Annotated in this window: 20 protein-coding genes; 12 read left to right on the top strand and 8 right to left on the bottom strand. The window is 64.3% G+C overall.

All coding sequences use genetic code 11. The annotated features are described in order from the left end of the window. The first annotated feature begins 108 nt into the window (after positions 1-108). Together NCS03_RS23805 and NCS03_RS23810 are read left to right on the top strand one after the other, a co-directional pair. The gene (locus NCS03_RS23805; protein ID WP_008347233.1) at positions 109-384 is read left to right on the top strand and encodes a hypothetical protein; all 276 of its coding nucleotides are present in this window, start codon (positions 109-111) and stop codon (positions 382-384) included. Positions 385-451: 67 nt separating this feature from the next. Next, positions 452-790: a cupin domain-containing protein gene (locus NCS03_RS23810; protein WP_250529927.1), complete on the top strand. Its 339-nt coding sequence runs from the start codon at positions 452-454 to the stop codon at positions 788-790. On the opposite strand, the gene NCS03_RS23815 is transcribed toward NCS03_RS23810, so the two are convergent. Continuing rightward, positions 787-1,689 (bottom strand): LysR family transcriptional regulator, encoded by a 903-nt coding sequence (locus NCS03_RS23815; RefSeq protein ID WP_250529928.1) that lies wholly within the window; start codon positions 1,687-1,689, stop codon positions 787-789. The two genes, NCS03_RS23810 and NCS03_RS23815, sit on opposite strands and share 4 nt — an antisense overlap. 118 nt (positions 1,690-1,807) lie before the next feature. Here NCS03_RS23815 and NCS03_RS23820 point away from each other — a divergent pair, with 118 nt between their 5' ends. The 5 genes from NCS03_RS23820 to NCS03_RS23840 all read left to right on the top strand — a co-directional run bounded on the left by NCS03_RS23820 (position 1,808) and on the right by NCS03_RS23840 (position 6,256). Continuing rightward, positions 1,808-2,749: a hydroxymethylglutaryl-CoA lyase gene (locus NCS03_RS23820; RefSeq protein ID WP_250441178.1), complete on the top strand. Its 942-nt coding sequence runs from the start codon at positions 1,808-1,810 to the stop codon at positions 2,747-2,749. Between the two features lie 7 nt (positions 2,750-2,756). Continuing rightward, positions 2,757-3,905 (top strand): CaiB/BaiF CoA transferase family protein, encoded by a 1,149-nt coding sequence (locus NCS03_RS23825; protein WP_008347241.1) that lies wholly within the window; start codon positions 2,757-2,759, stop codon positions 3,903-3,905. 58 nt (positions 3,906-3,963) lie between these two features. Further along, complete coding sequence (locus NCS03_RS23830) at positions 3,964-5,403, top strand: MFS transporter (protein WP_250458081.1); 1,440 nt, start codon at positions 3,964-3,966, stop codon at positions 5,401-5,403. 134 nt (positions 5,404-5,537) lie between these two features. Continuing rightward, the gene (locus NCS03_RS23835) at positions 5,538-5,927 is read left to right on the top strand and encodes a hypothetical protein (RefSeq protein WP_008347245.1); all 390 of its coding nucleotides are present in this window, start codon (positions 5,538-5,540) and stop codon (positions 5,925-5,927) included. A gap of 68 nt (positions 5,928-5,995) precedes the next feature. Beyond that, a complete protein-coding gene (locus NCS03_RS23840) occupies positions 5,996-6,256 on the top strand; it encodes a hypothetical protein (protein WP_008347246.1) in 261 nt (86 codons plus the stop codon). A gap of 25 nt (positions 6,257-6,281) precedes the next feature. Here NCS03_RS23840 and NCS03_RS23845 read toward each other — a convergent pair whose 3' ends face one another. After that, entirely contained in the window at positions 6,282-6,593 is a 312-nt protein-coding gene (locus tag NCS03_RS23845; RefSeq protein WP_075583514.1) for a hypothetical protein, read from the bottom strand. An 839-nt stretch (positions 6,594-7,432) separates the two neighbouring features. On the opposite strand from NCS03_RS23845, the gene NCS03_RS23850 reads away from it, so the two are divergent. After that, a complete protein-coding gene (locus NCS03_RS23850; protein WP_008347250.1) occupies positions 7,433-8,590 on the top strand; it encodes a porin in 1,158 nt (385 codons plus the stop codon). Positions 8,591-8,654: 64 nt separating this feature from the next. Here NCS03_RS23850 and NCS03_RS23855 read toward each other — a convergent pair whose 3' ends face one another. Then, positions 8,655-11,045 (bottom strand): ATP-binding protein, encoded by a 2,391-nt coding sequence (locus NCS03_RS23855; protein WP_008347252.1) that lies wholly within the window; start codon positions 11,043-11,045, stop codon positions 8,655-8,657. A gap of 281 nt (positions 11,046-11,326) precedes the next feature. On the opposite strand from NCS03_RS23855, the gene NCS03_RS23860 reads away from it, so the two are divergent. Further along, the gene (locus tag NCS03_RS23860) at positions 11,327-13,111 is read left to right on the top strand and encodes a ShlB/FhaC/HecB family hemolysin secretion/activation protein (protein ID WP_250529929.1); all 1,785 of its coding nucleotides are present in this window, start codon (positions 11,327-11,329) and stop codon (positions 13,109-13,111) included. Positions 13,112-13,131: 20 nt separating this feature from the next. Here the strand turns inward: NCS03_RS23860 and NCS03_RS23865 are convergent, their stop codons facing one another. From NCS03_RS23865 to NCS03_RS23885, 5 genes are all read right to left on the bottom strand, one after another. Beyond that, a complete protein-coding gene (locus NCS03_RS23865; protein WP_250529930.1) occupies positions 13,132-15,495 on the bottom strand; it encodes a beta strand repeat-containing protein in 2,364 nt (787 codons plus the stop codon). Between the two features lie 260 nt (positions 15,496-15,755). Next, a complete protein-coding gene (locus NCS03_RS23870) occupies positions 15,756-16,124 on the bottom strand; it encodes a hypothetical protein (protein ID WP_250503457.1) in 369 nt (122 codons plus the stop codon). Between the two features lie 125 nt (positions 16,125-16,249). Continuing rightward, the gene (locus tag NCS03_RS23875) at positions 16,250-17,533 is read right to left on the bottom strand and encodes an ATP-binding protein (protein WP_250522140.1); all 1,284 of its coding nucleotides are present in this window, start codon (positions 17,531-17,533) and stop codon (positions 16,250-16,252) included. After that, a complete protein-coding gene (locus tag NCS03_RS23880) occupies positions 17,530-18,192 on the bottom strand; it encodes a response regulator transcription factor (RefSeq protein WP_008347261.1) in 663 nt (220 codons plus the stop codon). The genes NCS03_RS23875 and NCS03_RS23880 overlap by 4 nt, the downstream gene beginning before the upstream one ends. Before the next feature lie 185 nt (positions 18,193-18,377). Then, the gene (locus NCS03_RS23885) at positions 18,378-19,523 is read right to left on the bottom strand and encodes a porin (protein WP_250529931.1); all 1,146 of its coding nucleotides are present in this window, start codon (positions 19,521-19,523) and stop codon (positions 18,378-18,380) included. 280 nt (positions 19,524-19,803) lie between these two features. Between NCS03_RS23885 and aldA the strand changes: the two genes are divergently transcribed. The 3 genes from aldA to NCS03_RS23900 all read left to right on the top strand — a co-directional run bounded on the left by aldA (position 19,804) and on the right by NCS03_RS23900 (position 23,862). Beyond that, complete coding sequence (gene aldA / locus NCS03_RS23890; protein WP_250529932.1) at positions 19,804-21,228, top strand: aldehyde dehydrogenase; 1,425 nt, start codon at positions 19,804-19,806, stop codon at positions 21,226-21,228. 115 nt (positions 21,229-21,343) lie between these two features. Further along, positions 21,344-22,648 (top strand): MFS transporter, encoded by a 1,305-nt coding sequence (locus NCS03_RS23895; RefSeq protein WP_008347266.1) that lies wholly within the window; start codon positions 21,344-21,346, stop codon positions 22,646-22,648. Further along, complete coding sequence (locus NCS03_RS23900) at positions 22,645-23,862, top strand: mandelate racemase/muconate lactonizing enzyme family protein (protein WP_008347267.1); 1,218 nt, start codon at positions 22,645-22,647, stop codon at positions 23,860-23,862. Before NCS03_RS23895 ends, NCS03_RS23900 begins: the two co-directional genes overlap by 4 nt. The last annotated feature ends 2 nt before the right edge of the window (positions 23,863-23,864 follow it).

A 23,864-nucleotide genomic window follows, 5' to 3' on the forward strand; every position in this document is an offset into this window, starting at 1 on the left:
CGAAAGTGTAGTTCACATGGTCTGACGCCCGCCGCGCTCTCATTCTTTGCTCATTTTCGCCGCGCAGAATGCCTCCATCGACGAACAACGCAGCGCGGGAGACGAGAAATGAAGACGATCCGACATGTGATGGTGGGCGTGAAACTCCTTGGCCTCGTGACGGTGGCGCAGGCGCATCCGTTCATCGGCGTGGGCATTGTGGGCGGGCCGCTGTTCCCGGTCGCATCGAGCGCGCAGAGTGCGCCGCCGCTGCCGGTCTATGCGCACGCGACGGATTCCGGCCCCGCGCCGCTGCCGCCCGATGCGCCGCCGGTGCGGTACGCGCAACCGGCCATCGGCAATATCTCGGCGATCATGGGGCACGCGAACGCGGCAGGCGTGTGAATCGCGCTCACATGAAAGTCAAAACGATTCGTTTGTGCCGATTCGCGCGCGGCGTTAGCCTGAAACGATGAACAGCACAATCGACTACGCAGCCATCGCCGATGCCGCGCGCGATGGCTACATGAATCGCGTCATCGCGAACGTCAACGATCACGACGTCCATATCAGCGTGATGGACGCGCCGTATCGATGGCACTTTCATCCGAACTCCGACGAGACTTCCGTGGCGGTCGAAGGCACGCTCGTCATCGAGTTCGAGGAAGGCGCCGTCGAATTGCGCGCCGGGCAATTGCTGACCGTGCCCGCGGGCAAGCCGCATTGCACGCGCCCGGGCGGCGCGCGTTCGGTGAATCTGACGATCGAGAAAAAGGACACGCAAACCGTGTTCTGCGACGCGCCCGCCTAACGCGCCGCACGCGTTTCGAGATGCTCGACGAGCCGCCTCGCGGCCGGCTGCAAGGCGTCGAAGTCGCGAAAACATACGACGAAGCGGCGCTTCGCGAACGCATCGGAGAGCGGCACGGCTTCGATGCCGAGCGCCTGCCGATACGTTCCGGCGACTTCCATCGGCACGACGCTGATGCCGAGCCCCGCCGCGACGACGCGAAACGCCGCATCGAAACTCGACACGATCACGCGATACGACATCGACTTGCCCGCTTGCGCCGCCGCGCGCTGGAGCATCGTATGCACGGCGGTCGCGGGCGGCAGACCGACGTGCTCGAATTCCAGCGATTCCTCGAAGCTCACCGAACGCCGCTTCGCGAACGAATGATCCGCCGGCACCGCGAGCGCGAGCCGGTCGTGCCGATAAGCGCGATGTTGCAGCCCGTGCAGATCGACGCTGTCCCAGCACACGCCCACCGACGCCACGCCTTCGCGCAACTGCCGCACGAGATCGTTCGATAGCCGTTCTTCGACATCGACCTTGATGTTCTTGTTGGACGGCTCGCGCATGAACGACGCGATATCGTCGAGCAACGCTTCCGCAATCGCCGATGCCGACGCGCAAATGCTCACGCGCCCCATGAGACCGCCGCCGAACGCGGCGACGTCGTTGGCGATGCGTTCCATCGTGAACAGCACGCTGCGCGCGTGTTCGAGCAGCGCGATGCCCGCGGGCGTCGGTTCGACGCCGCGCCGCGAGCGCGACAACAACGGCACGCCGAGCGATGTTTCCAGTTGCGCGATGCGCTTGCTGATCGCGGATGGTTCGATATGCGCCTCGTGCGCCGCGCGCGCGATGTTCTGGTGCTCGCAGACCGTCACGAAGAGACGCAGCGTTTTCAGATCGATATCGCGCATGTGACTGGATTCCTCTGACGTTCCGAACGGGAAGCATGAGCTTTCCAAATTACCGCTTTTAGGCCATTTGCGGAATCTCTAAAGTCGAGACCATACACATAAGACCGGAGACAAAGCCATGCCCGCGTTCCCGCAGAACGCCGTAATCCGCGAAGTCGGCCTGCGCGACGGCCTGCAGAGCATTCGCACGATCGTGCCGACCGAACGCAAGATCGAATGGATCGGCGATGCCTACGCCGCCGGTCAGCGCGAAATCGAAGTCGGTTCGTTCGTGCCCGCGCGCCTTCTGCCGCAACTCGCCGATACCGCCGAACTCGTCGCCTACGCAACGACGCTGCCGGGCCTGCTGGTTTCGGTGCTCGTGCCGAATCTGAAAGGCGCGGAGCGCGCCATCGAAGCGCGCGCCGATCTGATGCTCGTGCCGCTTTCCGCGAGCCGCGCGCACAGTCTCGCCAATCTGCGCAAGACGCCCGAGGAAGTCGTCGATGAAGTCGCGCGCATGCGTGCGGCGCGCGATGCGTCGGGCGCGAAGACGCTGATCGAGGGCGGCATCGGCACGGCGTTCGGCTGCACGATTCAGGGCCGCGTCGATCACGCCGATGTGCTGCGCTACATGCAGGCGCTGCTCGATGCGGGCGCGGACCGCGTGAGCATCGCCGATACGGTTGGATACGCCGGTCCGCGTGCGGTGCGCGAGCTCTTCGAGAAGGCGCGCGATATCGCCGGCGAGCGCTTCTGGTGCGGCCACTTTCACGACACGCGCGGCCTCGCGCTCGCCAATGTCTACGCCGCGCTCGAAACCGGCGTCGCGCGTTTCGATGCGACGCTCGCGGGCATCGGCGGCTGTCCGCATGCGCCGGGCGCGAGCGGCAACGCGTCGAGCGAAGACCTCGCGTTCATGCTCGCCGATATGGGCATCGAGACCGGCATCGATATTTCAGCGTTGCTGGACGTGCGCGCGAAACTCGCGCGCTGGCTCGACGGCGAAACGCTGCACGGCGCGCTCGCGCTCGCGGGCTTGCCGGTCAATCACGAATCGAAAACTGCAATCGAAGCCTGAGGACGTCATGAGTCATTCAACCCTGCCGCTCGAAGGCGTGCGCGTGATCGAGTTCACGCATATGGTGATGGGCCCGACCTGCGGCATGATCCTCGCGGATCTCGGCGCGGAAGTCATCAAGATCGAGCCGCCCGGCGGCGACAAGACGCGCAATCTGCCGGGTCTCGGCATCGGCTTCTTTCGCTCGTTCAATCGGAACAAGAAGAGCGTCGTCATCGACATCAACACGGAAGAAGGGCGTGACAGCGCGCTCGAACTGATCGGCGCATGCGATGTGCTGCTCGAAAATTTCCGCCCCGGCCTCATGACGAAGCTCGGTCTCGACTACGAAACCTTGTCGAAGGCGCATCCGAAACTGATCTACGTGTCGCACAAGGGCTTTTTGCCGGGGCCGTACGAGAAGCGTCTCGCGCTCGATGAAGTCGTGCAGATGATGGGCGGCCTCGCCTACATGACCGGTCCGGCGGGCAGGCCGCTGCGCGCGGGAACGTCGGTGAACGACATCATGGGCGGCATGTTCGGCGCGATCGGCGTGCTCGCCGCGCTGCGCGAACGCGATCTCACCGGACGCGGCCAGGAAGTGCAGAGCGCGCTCTTCGAGAACTGCGTGTTTCTCTCCGCGCAACACATGCAGCAATACGCGATGACGCGCGAAGCGCCGCCGCCGATGCCGTCGCGCGTATCAGCATGGAGCGTGTACGACGTATTCACGCTGGCCGAAGGCGAGCAGTTGTTCATCGGCGCGGTGAGCGACAAGCAATTCGTTACGCTTTGCGATGTGCTCGAACGTCCCGATCTCGCGCAAGCGCCCGAGTTCGCGACCAATGCGATGCGCGTCGCGGTGCGGCCGCAATTGCTCGCGCGGCTCGGCGAGATTCTCGCGGATCACCGCGCCCACGAGCTCGCGCCGAAGCTCGAAGCGGCCGGCATTCCCTACGCGCCGATCATGCGCCCCGAACAGTTGCTCGACGATCCGCATCTGAAAGCGAGCGGCGGACTCGTGCCGATGCAGACCGACGACGGCGGCACGACCGACGTGGTTTTGCTCCCGCTCACGATGGGCGGACGCCGCCCCGGCGTGCGGCAGCCGCTCGCGCGCGTCGGCGAGCACACGGACGAAGTGCTCGGGCAACTGACGAAACGCGTCACGGCATGAGGCATTGCGACAGGCGCATATAAAAACACGCGCCGTCGCCAACACAGGAGACAGGACAATGCAGCCCACTTTCAGCGCGGTCGCCGAGCCGCTCGCAACGCCCGACGTTCGCGTCGCCACGACGCCCGGCGCGCAAATCTCCGCGCGCATGGATCGACTGCCGATCACGCGGCATCTCTGGATGCTCGTGTTGCTCATCTCGCTCGGCGGCTTTTTCGAAATCTACGATCTGATCTTCACCGGCTATATCGCGCCGGGCATGGCGAAGAGCGGACTTTTGCAGACGACGACGCATGCGTTCTTCGGCTTCACCGGCATTGCGGGATTCATCGCGGCGACGTTCGCGGGCTTGTTCATCGGCACGTTCTTCTTCGGCTGGCTGCCGGACCGCTACGGGCGGCGCAGCGTGTTCACGTTCTCGCTGCTGTGGTACTCGATCGGCTCCGCGATCATGGCGTTCCAGACGAGCCCCGAAGGCGTGATCTTCTGGCGCTTCGTGACGGGCATCGGGGTGGGCATCGAAATCATTACGATCGACAGTTACGTGACGGAACTCGTGCCGCAGCACATGCGCGGCCGCGCGATGGCCTTCAATCAGATGGTGATGTTCGCGGCGGCGCCCGTCGCCGCACTGCTTTCATACTGGCTCGTGCCGGAAACCGTGTTCGGTCTCGATGGATGGCGCGTCGTCGTGCTCGCGGGTTCGGTCGGCGCGGTGATCGTGTGGTTCATCCGGCGCGCGGTACCGGAAAGCCCGCGCTGGCTCGCGATGCATGGCCGGCTCGAGGAGAGCGAACGCGTCGTCGGCGACATCGAGCGCGTGGTCGAGCGCGAATCGGGCGCCGCATTGCCGCCGCCCGCGCCTGTCGTCGAGCAGCCGGCGCATCGGCGGGCGTCGCTCGGCGAGCTGTTCGTCGCGCCGTATCGCTCGCGTCTCGTGATGCTCATCGTCTTCAACTTCTGTCAGGCGATCGGGTACTACGGCTTCGCGAACTGGGTGCCGACGCTCCTGATCGGGCAGGGCATCACCGTGACGAAGAGCCTGCTGTATTCGTTCATCATCGCGTTCGCGCTGCCGCTCGGACCGCTCTTCGCGATGTTCTACGCCGACCGCGTGCAGCGGAAGTATCTGATCGTCGGCGGTGCGCTCGTCGTGATCGCGAGCGGTCTCGCGTTCGGGCAGATGAAATCGCCCGTTGCGCTCATCGCGCTCGGCGTGCTGATCTCGCTCGCCGGCCAGACGATCTCGGTCTGCTATCACGCGTATCAGACCGAGCTTTTTCCCACGGCCGTGCGCTGCCGGGCGAGCGGAATCGTCTACTCGGCGAGCCGCGCGGGCGCGATGATGTCGGGCTTCATCATCGCGTCGCTGCTGAAGGACTTCGGCGTGCCGGGCGTGTTCATCGGCATTACGGTTTGCATGCTGCTCGTGGCGCTGGCAATCGGCCTGTTCGGTCCGAAGACCAACGGGCTGCGGCTCGAGGAGCTGAACCGGTGAATCAGGTGACGCGCGCGCGTGCGTTCGAAACGCAGTGCAATCGGACATACGTTCGGGCTCGCGGCATCCTATGCTGAAGCGGGATCAATTCCTGCTGCGCGTCGCTCCAGGCGAGCGACGCGGGCTTGAGTCAAATGAACACGCAACTCAGTGAACAATGCAGGGCGCGGCTGTATCGGCTGAAGTTCGAGACGCCTCTGGAAAGCGTCGCTTTCGTGCTCGCCGATAGCCGCGAGGCCGCTTGGCGCATCGGCAAGACGGTGATGGCGGTGGTGCACGGCGTCGGCATACAGAACGTCTCGCTGCACGATATTCGATCGTTTCGCGAACTCGTGAGCGCAGGCGTCAGCGATGACCAGGACATGCGTATCTTCGAGTTGGCCGTCGCGGGCGGAAAGGTCGCCCATTGGACGCACGCGCCTTACTTCTTCACCGACGACGCCACGCTGCTCGGCAAATGGGCCGAACTGCGCGCCGATCTCGCCGCTGACATCGCGCGCACGGCGCTTCGACGCGCGAAGTAGCAGCGCTTCGAACGGGTACATCTCATGCTGGAAGCACGCCATATCCACGGCGCGTACGGGGTGTCCGGATGATACGGTCGTACAACCACAAGGGCTTCGTGCTCGAAGTCGCGATCGAAACGAGCAGCCGGCTCGTGCCGCCGCCGGGCGAATTGCGCTATCTGGCGATCGTGACGATCAGCCGTTCCGGAAGGCCGGTCACTGCGTTCTCGCCACTCCTGATCGAGAACACACGCTATTCGAATTTCGCATCCGCCGAGGACGCGCTGATGAGCGCGCACACGCAGGCGCGCACGCTGGTCGACGAATGGGTGCGGGCGGCACTATAAATTAGCGCCGCGCGACGAACCCGGATCAGGCAGCGACGCGCCGGTTCTGTTGCCCTTCCTGCGCGTCGGCAGCGGTGGCGAGCGCGTTGTCGAGTAACGCGAGTTTGCGTTGAAGCGATGCTACACGCTGACTTTGCGACGGGACGAGGTCGTACTCCGCGTCCAGTTGCGAAATCCGCATATCCCAATAGCTGGCGGGAAGGCGATCGGAAGCCGAGTTCCCTTCGACGACACTCGAGAGAATCATTTCCAGATGGAGAAGCTCGCGTTCAGCGAGCTGAGCGGGCCGCCGCTGTCGAAATGCTGGGACGGTCGTGGCATTGGCGCTTCTTTTCATGTGGCTATATCCGGCTAGATTTTACAGAGGCCTCTATTAAAGCAAGCAGCGTTCCGCAGAGGCGATTCAAGCTCCTTCAGATTGTTTCGAAATGAAACGAGCAGAACGCCCGGTCCCGTTCTGTGCGGTAGCAAACGTTTGCGCGACGGTTACATTTAGTGAAGAACTTGTTCCCGAATTTCCGAAATTTGCCGTCACAGGACGTAATTTCGTCGCCTGATTTGCCCGTCTATCTCGCGCAAAATTTTCAAAACGTCGAGATATATAGAGAAACATATCGCGTTACTCGTTGATTCGATTCATCTAAATGCGATTCGTTCCGTTCGCGGTGGGCGCGTAACCTTTACGGTCGGCATCAAGAATCGGGAAAATCGTTCGGGTACTTCGGGTAACTGAGTGATTTCGACGGCCGCTGTTCTGAGACCGTCTAAAGCGCTCGGATTAATCGCCGCGTCGGGAATAAAAACGGAGCGGCTCCCTCTCGCGAAACCGCTCCGTGTCCTCGAGATATCTGCGTGGAGATCTTCAGACCCGGGAAGCTTAGCAAAACGCCTCGGCCGCTATAAACCGCATGCGACGCAATGGACTTCTCCAGAATGCGCAGTAATAACGTCGTCGATGTGCAACAGCCATTTGGATTATCTGAGCTCCGAATCGCCGCTAAGCACTTGACCTTAAAAGATTATGAAGGGATCTGCACGCCGGTTCGCAGAATCAGCAAATGATTATTGCGCCGGATACGCGGTCACATTCAAGCGCCCGTCGCATACAGTGTGTCCCAGTTTCCCGGGCTCTTTCAGTCCCGGGAGGCTTTCGCATTAAACAGGACACAGAGAACCATGAAAAAAACCCTTCTCATCGCGGGCATTCTCGGCACCTTCGCAGCAGCAGCCCACGCTCAGAGCAGCGTCACGTTGTACGGCACGCTGGATGCCGGTCTCGTCTATACGAACAACGCCGGTGGCCATAACAATTGGCAGCAAGGCAGCGGCGCGGTTTCGGATACTTACTTCGGCCTGAAAGGCAGTGAAGATCTCGGCGGCGGGTTGCACGCGCTCTTCAAGCTGGAGAGCGGCTTCAACCTCAATAACGGCCGCTATACCGAAAACAGCACGATGTTCAACCGTCAGGCATATGTCGGCCTTCAGCACGATCAATTCGGTACGATCACGCTCGGCCGTCAATATGATTCGATGGTCGATTATCTGTCGCCGCTCGCCGAAGCAGGCGCGGGCTATGGCAATAACCTGACGGCGCATCCGTTCGACAACGACAATCTCGATCACTCGTTCTCGATCCGCAATTCGGTGAAGTATCAGAGCGCGAATTACGCGGGCTTCAAGTTCGGCGGCCTGTATGGCTTCTCGAACGACGCAGGCCAGTTCGCGAACAACCGCGCATGGAGCGCCGGCGCGTCGTACGGCAACGGCCCGCTGAACTTCGCCGCGGCCTACTTGCAGACGAACAACTCGCGCAACAACGCGAACACGGGCGGCGCGGTGTCGGCGGGTCAGGGCAACAACGCGAATCTGACGGCTGAACTGCAGCGCACGTTCGGCGCGGGCGTGAACTACACGTACGGCCCGGCGACGGTCGGCTTCGTGTGGACCAACACGCACTACGACAACCTGCTCGCCGCATCGCAAGGCGGCACGACGTTCGCGCTGCCGGGCAACTCGAACCTGCACATGAACAACTTCGAGCTGAACGGCCGCTATCTCGTGACGCCGGCATTGAGCCTCGACGCCGCGTACACGTACACGGACGGCAAGGTGACGGGCGCGAACGGCTCGGGCGATCCGAAGTGGCACACCGTTTCGCTGCAGGCTGACTACTCGCTCTCGAAGCGCACCGATGTGTACGTCGAAGGCGTGTACCAGCATGCGTCGGGCGAGCTGGGCAATGCGGGCGCCAACGTCGCGATGATCAACACGCTGTCGCCGTCGTCGACGCAGAATCAGGTCGCGGCGACCGTGGGCCTGCGTCACCGCTTCTAAGCGCAGCGCCGTAGGAAAAAGAACGGCCGCGATCCACAAGATCGCGGCCGTTTTGCATTGCGCGTTACTTCTTGTCCTGCTCCGAACGTTTGATGAGCTGGCCGATGTCGTGCCCCGCGCCGCCCGTGCCCGCGGCGAGCCGCGCCAGCGCGGTCGCGGCCGTATCGCGCCGCACGCCGCTTTCGGGGCGGAACTGCTTCGGCAGCGCCATATAGAAGGTCGCCCCGCCATCGGGCGCGCCTTCCGCCCATGCCTTGCCGCCATGCCGCTCGATGATGCGCCGCACGTTCGCGAGCCCGATGCCGGTGCCGTCGAACTTCTCGTTGACGTGCAGACGCTGGAACACGCCGAAGAGCTTGTCGACGTAACGCATATCGAAACCGATGCCGTTGTCGCGCACGAAATAGACGACATGCCCGATCAGCTCGCCCACGCCATCGTGCGCGCCGACCTCGATCGTCGGCTCTTCGCGTTGCGCGCTGAACTTCACCGCGTTCGACATCACGTTCGCGAACGCGACATGCAGAAACACGTGATCCGCTTCGACGCGCGGCAACGCGTCCACCTTCCAATGCACGCGTGCGGACGATTGTTCGTCGATATCGTTCTGAATCACCGTATGCACCAGCGCGTGGACGTCGACCGTGTGCGGACGCAGCGCCGCGCGGCCGAGTTGCGCGAACGACAGCAGATCGTCGACGAGACGCCCGCCGAAACGCGCCGACGTCACGATGCGCTCCAGATAGCCGCGCCCGCGCTCCGACAGCTTTTCGCCGTCCATCTGCTTTAGCAGGTCCGCGAAACTCACGATATGCCGCAGCGGCGCGCGCAGATCGTGCGACACCGTGTATGAAAATCCTTCGAGTTCGTGATTCGCGCGCCCGAGTTCCGTCGCGAGCTGCGCAATTTCCTCCGCGCGCCGCAACACGATGCCGAGCACGGCGGCGCGAAATTCCAGCGCGATCTCGCGCTCGGCGGGTCGCCACGGCAGCGAGCGGCCGCGCACGACATCGGTCCAGGTATCGAAGCTCACGCGCGGCGAAAGCGACGCGGCGAGGCCCGTCAGCTTCGCGCGCGGATCGCCCGCCCATTCGATCGTCTGCACGACTTCGCGGCGAAACCAGATCACGTAATTGCGGTAGATCTTCGAGATCGACACCGCGAGAAAGCCCGCGACTTCGGGCGAATCCGCGAGCGCGGGGCAATCCTGCGAAGCGCGGTCGGACATCACGACGTCCTCGCTCTGATTGTCGAGCCAGTCGACGAGCGCCGTGACGCTGTGCGCGCTCGGCGTCACGCCGATGAGCGACGTGCGTCCTTCGAAGATCACCGCCGCGCCCGACGAGCGCGTGAAGCCGAGCAGATCGGAGGCGTCGCTGACGAGCGCTTCGACGAAGCTGTCTGTGTTCGCCATCGACGACAGCAGCTTCGAAAGCATGCGGCGCAGTTCGAGCCGGTAATGCGCTTCGGCCTGCGTCTCCCGCGCTTCGATCTGCAGCGAGACGATCTGCGCGACGTGCTCGCACGCGGTGCGGACTTCGAACGGCGGCAGACGCGGCGTCGCGTGATGACAGGAAATGAGGCCCCAGAGCTTGTCGTCGACGAGAATCGACATGGACATCGACGCGAGCGTGCCCATGTTGCGCATGTATTGCAGATGCACGGGCGACACGCTGCGCAAGGACGCGTACGTGAGGTCGGTCGGGCGGCCCGTCGCCGGATGCAGCGCGGGCACGAGCGGCGCGGCTTCGTAGTTCGCGTTCGATATGAGCCGAATGCGATTCTTGCGATACAGCTCGCGCGCCTGCGCGGGAATGTCCGATGCCGGAAAGTGCTGCTTCAGATACGACGGATAGCCCGGCTCGACGCTTTCCGCGAGCACGTTGCCGTTGCCTTCCTCGTCGAACTGATAGACGAGCGTGCGGCCGAAACCCGTGATGCGCGCGATCTCGTTCGCGGCGAACTGGCAAATCTGCTCGACGGTGTGCATCGATTGGACATCGCTCACGAAGGAGCGCACGAGCGGATACATCGTCGAGAAGACGTCGGCGGTGTCGCGCGCCGGCTCCACTTCGACGAACAACAGCCCGTCATGCCGATGCACGACGATCGCGACGGGACCGTCCGGCGTCCATCCGTCGAGCACGACGTTGCCGACGTGGATCGCCGCGCCGTCGCGCGTGAGTTGCTTCAGTCCCGCGCTCGCACGTTCGGCCGCGTGCTGGCCGAGCACCGTCGAGAGCGCGCGGCCGAGACACGCTTCGGGCGCGATGTGCGCGAGCTGCGCGACGTTGGCGCTCGCCTGCAGGATGTGGCAATGCGCGTCGACGCTGAAGAGCACGCCGTGAGGCTGAATGCCGCCGGGAATGTGGATCGGCTCGCGCGCGCATTGCGCGTAGACCGATGCATCGAGCGAAGCGGAATCGGTGATTTCTGCGTTGGAGGTTTTGTCCATCCTCGTCCTGACAATGCGGTTCGGCTGCTCATCGCGCCGATCATCTCCGAATCATAGATGCGTTGCGCGGTCGGAAGAAAGGCCAATGTCGCTGCGGTGTTTTCTACTGGCTCGGCCGTTCACGTCGAGTCATTTCTACGCGCGTTCGCGACGCTAACAGGTACGGTGCGAGCATCTTTCTCTCGCGACCGGTCATGCGCGCCCGACGCATGAAACGTTCCGCTCCGTGCGCTGATAACATGCGGGGCCAACATACGCGGCCGGCGCCGAGGAGACATGATTTGAACCGCACACGCGTCGCCGCGACGGTGCTATCGACCGCGATCGCCTGCATCGTTGCCGAACGCGACGCCGCCGCGCAGTCGTATCGCGATGTCGCGCCGATTGCGCCGCCCGCCGAGCAGCGTCCGCGCGCGTCGCCGTCGCCGCCCGAGCCGAGCGACGACTCGCACAGAATCGCGCTTCAGGATCTGCGCGGCATCGCGTTCGTGCGTGCGGATGCTACATCAGATGCGACGCAATCGGGCGCGAACGGCGCGATCACGTCGACGGGCGCGCCTTTTCTCACGCCCGATTTTCTCGACAGCTTCTCCGCCGATCTCCATAAGCCGCTGACCTTCGCGCGTCTCGCGGAAATCCGGCGCGCCGTCGTGCAACGTTATCGCGCGGCGGGCCAGCCGCTCGTCGATGTGTACGTGCCCGAGCAGGACGTGAGCAATGGCGTCGTGAAGATCGCCATCGCGGAGTTTCGCGCGGGGCGCGTGATGCCGAAGGGCAACCGCCATTTCTCCGATGCGCTGCTCGCCCGCGAGATGCCGCTCGCGCGCGGCGAGCCGATCCGCGAAGCCGATGTCGCCGCGGGACTCGCGTTGCTCAACGCGAATCCGTATCGGCGCGTGGACGTGATTTATGCGCCCGGCACCGCGCCCGATACGACCGACGTCGTGCTGCAAACCGAAGACCGCTTTCCGTTCCGCATTTACGGCGGCTATAACAACGACGGCGTGCGCGACCTCGGCCGCGATCGCATTCTCGCGGGATTCGATGACGGCAATCTGTTCGGCATCGATGCGCGCTTCGGCTATCAGATGACCGCGAGTAACGATCTGTTGAGCGGCAATCCGGATATCGAAGGGCGGCCTGATCGTCCGCGCTACATCGCGCACGCGTTCAATGCCGTTGCGCCGTTGCCGTGGCTCGATCGCATCGAGTTGTTCGGCGTGTTCGCGCAGAGCACGCCGCGTTTGCCCGACAGTTACGGACAAACGGGTCTCAGCGCGCAGCTCAGTTTTCGTTACGACTGGCGTCTGCCGCCGCTCGACAACGCGGGCGCGTGGCAACAGCAAGTGCAACTCGGCTACGACTTCAAGCGCTCGAACAACGATCTCGAGTTCGGCGGCTTTCAGGTGTTCAATGCGAACACGCATATCCATCAGTTCGTGATCGCCTACGATCTTTCGAATAGCGATGCATCGGGCGATACGCATCTGAACGCAGCGCTCTTCGCGAGTCCCGGTTACTTCGACAGCAACAGCAACGACGAAGCCTACGATGCCGCTCGTCTCGGCGCGAAGCCGCGCTATCAGTACATGCAGTTGTCGGCGCAGCGTGACATGCCGCTCGGCAAGTCGGGATTCTCGATATCGGCGCGCGGATTGTTGCAGTGGACGGGCAGCACGCTATTGCCGAGCGAGGAACTCGGACTCGGCGGCGATGCCACCGTGCGCGGCTACGAGCCGTATTCCGCGCAGGGCGATCGCGGATGGAACCTGCAAACCGAATTGCGTGCGCCGGCGATATCGGCGGGAAGCGCGGGACTCGCGGGACTCGCGGGATTGGCGGCGATGCAGCCGTTCGTGTTCTTCGATGCGGGTCACGTGTGGAATCGCATCGCGGAATTCGGCGAAGTGAACAATGCTTCGCTGGCGAGCGTCGGTGTGGGCGTGCGTGTGCAGGTCGGAAGGTTCGTCAGCTTTCGCGGAACGTATGGGTTTCCGTTGAAGGCGGTCGTGCCGAACGGATCGAAGGCGCCGGTGGGGGAGATATTCCTCGTGATCGGAAGCTGACGATCCGCTCGGCACGCCCCTCAAGGCTGCGCCTGCTGCCACTGCAAAACGGGATGCGTCGCGCCGGTAGGCATCGCCCAGACGCCGCCCGACGGAATGCCCCAATCGAGGAAATTCGACGCATTGCTCATCTGCGCGGTCGTGAGCCCGTTCGCGTCCGGCGGCGTCGTGCCCGAGTTCGAACCGGCCGCGCTCGTGCGGATCGTCGTCTCCTTGTTCCAGTAGACGTTGTTGTGAATCGCGCCCTCGTTGTACGCCGCGATACCGCCGTATGCGTCGCCCGGAGGCCCGCCGCCGCCGACTTGCCCCACGGCGAAGGACTCGTTGATGACACCCGTCGCGCCGTTGTCGAACACGAGCCCGCCGCCGCCGAAGCCGCCCACGCCGCCCGTCGCATACGACTGCGTGATCAGTCCGTTGTTGTACGCGACGAGCCCGGCGGTCTGGCCGTGATTTCCGGCGTACGTCGTGCCGGTCGCATACGACTGCACGATGGTGCCGTTATTCACGCCGACGAGCCCGCCCGCAGGAATCTGATAGCCGACATCCGCCGTGCTCGACGAGCGCTCGATGATCCCGTTGTTCACGCCGACGAGCCCGCCCGCGCCCGCGCCGCCGAAGCCGTTCTGTCCGACGCCGCCCGTCGTGTTGACGTACGTGACGAGGCCGTCGTTCTGGCCCGCGAGCAAACCGTACGCGCCCGACGCGTAGCCGCCCGTGCTCGAGTTCGTGAGATTCAGATCGCGCACGACGCCGTTCGCGCCGATCACGCCGAACAGGCCCTGACGGTCGTCGTTGAGATTGGGCGTCGACGCGAGCCTGTCGATCGTGTGGCCGAAGCCGTCGAACTGTCCGGTGAACGGCGTCGTCTTCGAGCCGATCGCCGTGAAATAGTTCGGATACGACGTCGCGCTCGCGTCGATATCCTTGCCGAGCGCGTAGTTGCCCGCGAGATCCTGCGTCACGTTCGAGAGATCCGCGAGATTGTTCACGAGCCGGTACGCGGTCGCCTGCGTGCGCACGCCGCTGTACGGCGCGGCGGTCCATCCGCTGTTCGTGAGCAGCGTGCCCGGCGCATAGCTGCCGTTCATGTCGTAAAGCGCGCTGACGATGCCGCCGCTCTTCGACCAGTCGATCGTGCCGCTGTTCGCCACGCCGCCGCCGTTGTCGATGCCGCCCGAATCCGCGCGCAGCGTGAGATTGCCGTTGCCCGTGTTGCCGATGGTCGCGCCCGCGCCGATGGCCACGCTGTGCGCCGCGCCGAGCGTCAGCGACGCGTTGCCGTTCCACTGGACGTTGCCGCCGACGTTCAGATCGCCGGTGCTCGCTTCGACATCCACCGATGTGCCGTTGGCAAGGCCGCGCGCGAGGGAATCCGCGTTCGCCTGATCGACGGTGAACGACGGCGCGCCGAGTTTCCATGTACGCGCCGTCACGTTCGCGCCCGCGACATCGAGCGTATTCGCGCGCGTTTCGACCGTGCCGCCGCTGCCGTCTGCGTTCGTCGCGGCGAGCGTGCCGTTCGCGTGCACCGCGCCCTGATCGGCGACGAGCCAGACGTGGCCATCGCGCGTCGCGGTGCCGGTCGCGCGGATCGCGCTGCTGTTGCCGGCGAGCGCGTACACGTTGCCATCGGCGGCTTGGAGGCTCGCCTGCGCCGCCCGAATCACGCCGCCGTTCATCGCCGTGCCGCCGCTGCCCGCCTGCACGAAAACCTGCTGTCCACCGGATGAATCCTGCAGAAGCACCTGATTGCCGCTCGCGATTTCGACCGTGCCCTGCGGCGCGTTGATGCTGCCGCCATTCACCGCCGCCGTGCGCGACACGAGGAACACGTCGCCGCCGCTCGATCCGATCGTGCCCAGATTGATGACCATGCCGTTGCCGCCGCCCGAAAGCGTGAGCGGGCCGCCCTGCATGAACGCATCGTTGCCGATGTCGAGCGCCGACGCAACGAAGCGCCCGCCCGTCGCGACGACGCCGCCCGGCCCGACCAGCACGCCCTGCGGATTGACGAGATACACGCTGCCCGTCGCGTTGAGCTGGCCGAGAATGACCGAAGCATTGCCGCCGGTCACGCGATTGAGCGTCGCGCCGCTGCCGTTGTTGAACGTGACCTGCCTTCCGCTGCCGATGGAAAAGCTGTTCCAGTCGATGACACCGCGCGTCGTCGTCTGATTGATGGTGAGCGTCGAACCGGTGCCGCCGCCGCTGATCGCGCCGCTGCCCGCGACGAACTGGCCGCCGGCGGGCAGCGGCGGCGCGGCATCGGCGATGCTCGCGCAAGTCAGGCCCGCGACGATCGGCACGAGGATCGCGAGCGGGCGCAGGCGCGCACGACGAATCGCGGTTTGAGAAACAAGCGGACGAATGCTGCGCTGCATGGCGACCTCCAGTCGGTGTCGATTGTTGTCATCGTTTTTGGCCGCTGACGGTGTAGCCGCTTTTCAGCCCGGCGATTGGGGACATCGGCGGGAGGCGCGAACATCGACGTGCGAGCAGGCGCGCCGATGGTATCGCCGCGCCCTGAGCGCCAATGTGGGGTTCCGCACATTCCGCCAGCGCAAAAAAATGTCCGTGCCCGCGCGCGAGACGCGCCAAGGCACGCGCGCGGCGCGGCACGGAAATTGATCGGAGGAACGCGTTACTGCGACGGCTTTCGTCCGCTCGACAACTCGATCCAGCACTCGTGATAGATGCGCTGCACGAGCACGCTTTCGTAGTCGAGATCCTCGCCTTCGAGAATGCGTTCGATGTCGCTGCGCGAGGCGTCGGCGTCAAGCATCGTCGAGAAGCGCGCGGCGAGCGCGTGCGCCGCCACCGAAAGCCGCGCGGTCTCGATCCAGTCGGCCGCGCGATGATGCCGGTCGAGCCAGCGATGCGCGGCGCGCACCTGAAACGACGTATCGGGCCATTCGCCTTCGATGTAGTACGCGCCGAGCAATCCGCACGTGAGCCAGCAGAGCAGATGCACGCGGTCATCGGGGCCGAGGGGATAGCGCACTTGACTCATGATGGCGGCATCGGAATGCCACGTCGGAATGACGCATCGACGATAGCACGCCGCGCGTGCGCCGGACACGCGCGGGCGCGTATGGTCCGGCGCGTCGTGCATGTCGCTTCGGGCAGCCGACGCCTTCAGATCGTGACGGTCACGACGAGCCCGCGCGGCGCGGCATCCGCGAGTTCGATCGTCGCGCCGATGCGCGCCGCGATCGTGCCGACGATCGAGAGCCCGAGGCCCGAGCCGTCCGCGTCGCCGCCGAGCACGCGATAGAACGGATCGAAGACGCGCGCGCGTTCCTCGGGCGCGATGCCCGGCCCGCTGTCCGCCACGCGAATCCACGGCCGCGCATTCGAAACGCCCGCCGCGAGATCGACGCGGCCGGCCGCCGGCGTATAGCGAATCGCGTTGTCGACGAGATTTTTCACCATGATGGTGAGATCGGCTTGCGGCGCGTGGATGAACACGTCGTCGCTCGTCGATACGCCGATGTCGATGTCCTTCGCCTCCGCGAGCGGCATCAGATCTTCGAGAACATTGCGGAAGACGTCCTGCACGCGCAAACGCGCGGTATCGGCGTCGGTGCGTTGCTGCAGGCGCGCGAGCGTCAACAGTTGATGCAGCAGCGAGCGCGTGCGCGCAAGGCCGCGCCGCAGCGCGTCGAGCCGTTCGCGCGCGCTGTCGGGCAACTCGGCGGCGTCGAGGCGCTCGGCCTGCAGCGACAGCGCGGTCAGCGGCGAGCGCAGTTCATGCGCGGCATCGGCGACGAAGCGGCGCTGCAGCGCCACCGACGCCTCCACGCGCGCGAGCAGCCGGTTGATCGCGACGACGAAGGGCGCGATCTCGCTCGGCAGCGCGTCGCGGGAAAGCGCGGAGAGATCGTGTTCGGGCCGTGTGTCGAGACTCGCCGACAGCGCGCTCAGCGGCCGGAACATGCGGCGCACGATCAGATGCAGCGCCGCGAGCAGCACGAGCGCGAGCGCGGCGAAGGGCATCACGGTGGCGAGCGCGCCGTTGCGGGCGATCTCGTCGCGGCCCGCCGTCTGCTGGCCGATCACGACGCGCGTGCCGTCATCGAGCGTCTTCACGACGAGACGCCAGCGCGTGCCTTGGACGATGGCGTTCTGCAGGCCGTCGCGCAGATCGGACGCGACCGGCAGCGGCGCTCGCTCGCCGATCGTCTGGATGACGAGCTTCGACTCAGGATCCGCGCCGTCGACGCGGCCGAGCGCTTCACGCTGCATCGTCGCGAGCGTGCGCGGCGTGACGAGCGCGGCGACCTGCTTCAACTGGCCGTCCTGCAATTCGTTGGCCTCGTGGAAAGCCGTCTGGAACGCGATGACGCCGCCCGCCGCCGCGATCGCGACGATCAGCGCCGACAGCCAGGCCGACAGCCTGAACTGAAGCGAACGCGTCATGGCTGCTTCGAGACCATCCAGCCGACGCCGCGCACGTTCTTGATGGCCGTGGCGCCGAGCTTCTTGCGCAGCGAATGGATCAGGAATTCGACGGCGTTGCTTTCCACTTCCTCGTTCCAGCCGTAGATGCGGTCTTCGATTTCCGCGCGCGAGAGAATCGCGCCGGGGCGGATCATCAGCGCTTGCAGCAGCGCGAATTCGCGGCTGGAAAGTCGGATCGCGATGTCGCCGGAGGTGGCTTCGCGCGTGGCCGGATCGAGCGTGAGCACGCCGTTCGACATGATCGGCGCGGCCTGCCCGCCGCGGCGGCGGATCACCGCGCGCATGCGCGCTTTGAGCTCGGAGATGTCGAAGGGCTTGATGAGGTAGTCGTCGGCGCCTTCGTCGAGTCCGCGAATGCGTTCATCGACGGAATCGCGCGCGGTGACGATGATGAGCGGCACGTGATTCGCCCCGCTGCGCACGGCGCGCAGCACCGCGAAGCCATCGGCGCCGGGCAAGCCGAGATCGAGCAGGATCGCGTCGTAGACGTGCGTGTTGAGCGTCGTGAGCGCGAGCTTGCCGTCGCGCACCCAGTCGACCGCGTAGCCGCCGTCGCGCAGTTCGTTCTGAACCGATTCGCCGATCATGCGATCGTCTTCGACGAGCAATACCCTCATGGCGTGTCTCCGGGCAGTCATGGCGTCCGACGGCGGCGCGCGGGGGCTGGGGCGAGCGTGTGATTCATCTTGCGGCGTCTTGGCGTTCGGGAAAGCCGCAAGATTAGAAGACGAAAGCTTAGGAAATGCTTAGGAATTTTTTGTCCGCGTTTAATACGCGGACAGCGATTTCATCGATTCGACCGTCAGAACGCGTGCCGCAACGCGACGCGCGCGACGAACTGCTCCGAATTCGACGACACACCCTGCGTGCCGGGAATGAACGCCTGATCCATCACCGAACCGGTCGAACTGCCCGCGATCTTCTGATAGACGCCCTGCACGTACACATCGGTGCGCTTGGAGAGGAAGTAATCCGCCATCAGACCGGCCGAATGGATGTGCGGCTTCACGGTGCCGGCGGTCGAGTCGTACGTTTCCATCGAATAGACGTACTGACCGCCGACGAAGAACGCCGGCGTGAACTGATACTTCCCGTTCACTTCGAAGTTCTGATAACGCAGATTGTTGAGCGTGTTGCCCGCCGATGCCAGCGACCCGCCGATATAGCCGTTCGTCACCGGATCGCGATAACTCGAGTTCGTGTACGCGAAGCCCGCCGTCGCCTTGCCGAACGTGTAGCTCACGCCCGCGCCGAAAATCTGCATGCGCTGCGCGATGAAGCTCGCGTCGTTCGTGGCGATTGCGCCGTTCGGGTTCATGCCGACGCCATCCGCGCGCAAGTAAGCCGCGCCGATCAGAAGGCCGCTGTTCGCATACGACGCGCCGATGCTGTACTGCCGGTTGTTCGCGAAGTTCGTGTCGTTGCTGAAGCTGTACGTGCCGCCGAACCTGAAGCCGCCGAACGACGGGCTCGCGTACTTGACCGTGTTGTTCACGCGGAACGAGTTGTCGGTGTTGTCGTTGTCGAACGGATGCGCGAAGAGATAGCCGGCGAAGTTGCCGTTGGCCGTCGTCGGCGCGAGATAGTCGACCACCGAATCGTACTGACGGCCGAGCGTGACGGAGCCGAAACGGTTATCGGTGACGCCGACGTAGGCCTGCCGCCCGAACATGCGTCCGCCCTGGCCCGCCGCGCCGTTGCTCAAATTGATGCCGCTTTCGAGCTGGAACACGGCCTTCGTGCCGCCGCCCAGATCTTCGACGCCGCGCAGGCCCCAGCGGCTTCCCGACGCATAGCCGCTCGTCAGCTCATAGACACGATTCCCGCCGACATTGCTCGTGTAGTCGAAGCCTTCATCGAGGACGCCAAACAGCGTGACACTGCTTTGAGCATGAGCTGAAGTCACGATACAGGCGAGCGAGGCGAGGGCGATTACTTTGATTCTCATGAAAGTCTCAAGTCTTTTACTTATTCGTCAAGAAGTCCTAGCCATGAGGCTCGGCGAGGACGGCGAGCGACGGATTGTGCGCGATTAAAGGGACGCCGCAAAAGGATTTAGTCGAACAGCGAGCGCGAGTTTTTTGAATGTTTTTCCAGCGAATTCTTCGCTTGTCGTTGCAGCGCGAGGCACGAAAGAATGGCCCGCAAATGCGTTGCCTTGTCGCAGCGGTCGTCCGATTTCCCGGCGGCCGGGCGTCGTGGCGCGCAGCGATCAAGGAAACCGCCACATGAAGCCAGAACGCAATTTTGTGAACGGACGTTTCGTCGAGCCCGTGAGCGATGACGTCACCGCCGTCCTGAATCCCGCGACCGAAGAGGTGCTGGGCCACGTTCACAATGCGTCGCGCGAGCAGGCGCTGCTCGCCGTCGATCAGGCCGCCGACGCGCAACGTCTGTGGCGCGCGATGCCTGCCGCGGAGCGCGGCGCGCATATGCAGCGCCTCGCGGATGCCATCGTCGAAGCCTCCGCCGATATCGGCGCGGCGCTCGCGGCCGAGTCCGGCAAGAGCCTGCTCGACGCGACCAACGAAGCCGTCTACGCCGCGCAGATCACGCGCTATCACGCGGAATGGGCGCGCCGCATCGAAGGCGAAGTCATTCCGAGCGATACGCCGAACGAAAATCTCGTGCTGCATCGCGAGCCGATCGGCGTTGTCGCGTGCCTGATTCCGTTCAACTTCCCCATCTACACGCTGATGCGCAAGGTCGCGCCGGCGCTGATCGCGGGCAACACGGTCGTCGTGCGTCCGAGCAACAACACGCCGCTGTCGGCGTTCGAACTGGCGCGCGCCGTCGAGCGTGCGGCCTTGCCCGCCGGCGTCATCAATGTGCTCGCGATGGATCACGCGACCGCCGGGGTCGTCTGCACGCATCCGAAGGTCGGCATGATTACCTTGACGGGCAGCGTCAACGCGGGCCGCAAGGTGCTCGAATACTGCAAGGCGAACATCGCTAAACCTTCGCTGGAACTGGGCGGCAAGACGCCCGCGATCGTCGAGCCGGACGCCGATCTGCAGAAGGCCGCGCGCGAACTCGTCGCATCGAAGCTCACGCACAGCGGTCAGCTTTGCACGGCGATCGAACGCGTCTATGTGCACGAGCGCATCCACGACGAATTCGTCGGCCTGCTGCGCGAGCAGATGAAGGCGAAGGCGATCGGCGATCGCTACGAGGACGCGAGCCACATGGGTCCGCTCGTGAACAAGGCATCGCGCGACGGCATTCACGCGATGGTCCGCCGCGCGATCGAAGCGGGCGCCACGCTGGAAACCGGCGGCGAAGTGCCGGATCGCAAGGGCTTTTTCTATCCGCCGACGCTGCTGTCGAGCTGCCGTCAGGACATGGAAATCGTGCAGGAAGAGACGTTCGGCCCGGTGCTCGCGGTGCTGAAGTACGCGACGATCGAGGAAGCGATCGCGATGGCGAACGATCATCAGTTCGGCCTTTCGTCGGTGCTCTACACCGAGAACTACCGCACGGCGATGAAGGTCGCGAATTCGATCGAAGCGGGCGAGTTGTACATCAACCGCACGCCCGCCGATCCGTATCAAGGTTTTCACGCCGGCTGGAAGCGCTCCGGCATCGGCGGCGACGACGGCAAGCACGGCATGCTCGAGTTCACGCAGACGCGTCTCGTCGTCATGAAGTACTGATTCTCGCGGCCGTTTCCGGCCGCATTCCTTTTCTCACCCTCTACAAAAACATAGTGAAGGCCCAGCCGCGCGGCGTCCGCACGCCGCGCGCCGCTGCCCTTCGAGGAGCACGCCTGTGTCATCGAATCCCGCTCAATCCGGCCAAAGCGTGGCGACGCCGCGCGAAGGCACGCGCGCCGACCGCTATATCCAGCTCGCGCTGCTCGTCATCGCCGCCGGCGCCATCTATCCGATTCTGTATCTGCGGCAGGTGTATCAGCCGACGATGCTCGAAGTCTTCCATATCACCGAAGCGCAACTCGGCTATCTCTACTCCGCGCTCGGCACGATCTTCCTCGTGTGCTATTTGCCGAGCGGCTGGCTCGCGGATCGCGTCGCGCCGCGCCTGCTCATCAGCTTCTCGCTGATCGCGACGGGCGCGCTCGGGCTGTGGTATTCCACCGCGCCGTCGTTCGCCTCGCTGATCGTGATCTTCGGCGGATGGGGCCTGACGACCGGCCTCACGTTCTGGGCCGCGATCATCAAGCGCGTGCAGACGATCGCCGCCGCCGACGAGCAAGGCCGCTTCTTCGGCTTTCTCGACGGCGGGCGCGGCCTGATCGAAGCGCTGCTCGCGACCATCGCGATCGGGCTGTTCGCCTGGGTCACGCAGACGCGCGGCGATTCGACGGTCGCGGGCTTCCGGCTCGTCGTCTACATGTACGCGTTCCTGTGCATCGGGCTCGGCGTCGTGCTCGGCCTCGTGCGCGATCCGCAAGGCGCGCAGGCGGCGGCTGCGGCGAAGCGCGAAAAGCGCAATGTGCTGCGCGATCTCATATCGCTGATGAAGAATCCGCAACTCGCGCTGCTTTCCGCGATCGTCTTCTGCGGCTATCAGGTCTTCTGGTCGACTTACAGTTTCTCCGCTTATCTGCATGAGAAGGAGATCGGGCTGTCGGTGGTTCTGGCCGGCTTCATCACGACGCTGAAACTCTGGATGCGCCCGATCGGCGGCATCGGCGGCGGCTTTCTCGGCGATCGCTTCTCGAAGACGACCGTGCTCATCGTCGCGCTCTTCTCCGCATCCGCCGCGCTCATCGTGCTGATGGCCGCGCCCGGCATTTCGAGCCATGTGCTCGTCGCGGTGCTCGTGCTGTTCATCGGCGTGATGACGTACGCGATTCGCGGGCTTTACTGGTCGCTGCTCGATCAATGCAAGGTGCCCGCCGAAACGATGGGCCTCGCGATCGGCCTCGTGTCCGTCGTCGGCTATTCGCCCGATGCGGTCCTGCCGCTCATCAACGGCTATCTGACGCAGAACTATCCGGGCGTGTACGGATATCAGCTGTACTTCGGTTATATCGCCTTCATGTCCGCGCTCGGCGGCGTGGCGGCCATCATGTTCAAACTTCGACTCAGGAAGCTGGGAGCGCAACAGTGAAGATCGCCGCACTGGAAACACATATCGTCGCCGTGCCGCCGCCGCATATCGGCGGCATGTACTGGATTTTCGTGAAGCTGCGCACGGACTGCGGCATCGAGGGCGTCGGCGAGATTTATTCGGCGACGTTCCATCCGAAAGCGATGGCGCCGATCATCGAAGACGTGTTCGAGCGCTATCTGCTCGGTCACGATCCGCATCATGTCGAGCGCTTCTATCGCGAGGCGTATTCGAGCGGCTTCACGCAGCGCCCCGATCTCACGATGATGGGCGTCGTCAGCGGCCTCGAAATGGCGTGCTGGGACATCATCGGCAAGGCGGCGGGCAAGCCCGTCTACGAACTGCTCGGCGGACGCGTGCATGAACGTCTGCGTTCGTACACGTATCTCTATCCGAAGAACGCGCGCGGCGAATACGACTACGACGATCCCGATCTCGCCGCCGAATGCGCCGCGCACAACGTCGCGCTCGGCTTCACGGCCGTCAAGTTCGATCCGGCCGGCCCGTACACCGCGTATTCGGGGCATCAGATTTCGCTCGAAGTGATGGACCGCTGCGAGACGTTCTGCCGCAAGGTGCGCGAGGCGGTCGGCAGCAAGGCCGATCTGCTGTTCGGCACGCATGGTCAGATGGTGCCGTCGTCGGCGATCCGTCTTGCGCAGCGCCTCGAGAAGTTCGATCCGCTGTGGTTCGAGGAACCGGTGCCGCCGGGACAGGAAGACGCGATGGCGCAAGTCGCCGCGAAAACCAGCATTCCGATCGCGGCCGGCGAGCGCCTCACGACGAAGTACGAGTTCTTCAAGCTGCTCGAAGCGAAAGCCGCGTCGATCCTGCAATTCAACGTGGGACGCGTCGGCGGTCTGCTCGAAGCGAAGAAGATCGCGAGTCTCGCCGAGGTGTACTACGCGCAGATCGCGCCGCATCTTTACAACGGTCCGGTCGGCGCGGCGGCGAGCATTCAGATCGCCGCGTGCTCGCCGAACTTCCTGATTCAGGAAAGCATCGAGACGTGGGGCGGATTCCACGCGGAAGTGCTCAAGACGAAGATTCGCTGGGAAGACGGCTACATCATTCCGTCGACTGAGCCGGGCCTGGGCGTCGAACTGAACATGGACGTCGTGCGCGCGCATACGCCGTACACGGGCGAGCGTCTGCATCTGCAGATGGCCGCGAAGCCCGCCGACGTGAAAGATCTCGCGCCCGCCAAGGGCTGAAC

It is taken from the genome of Caballeronia sp. ATUFL_F1_KS4A (assembly GCF_023630905.1).
Lineage (GTDB): Bacteria > Pseudomonadota > Gammaproteobacteria > Burkholderiales > Burkholderiaceae > Caballeronia > Caballeronia zhejiangensis.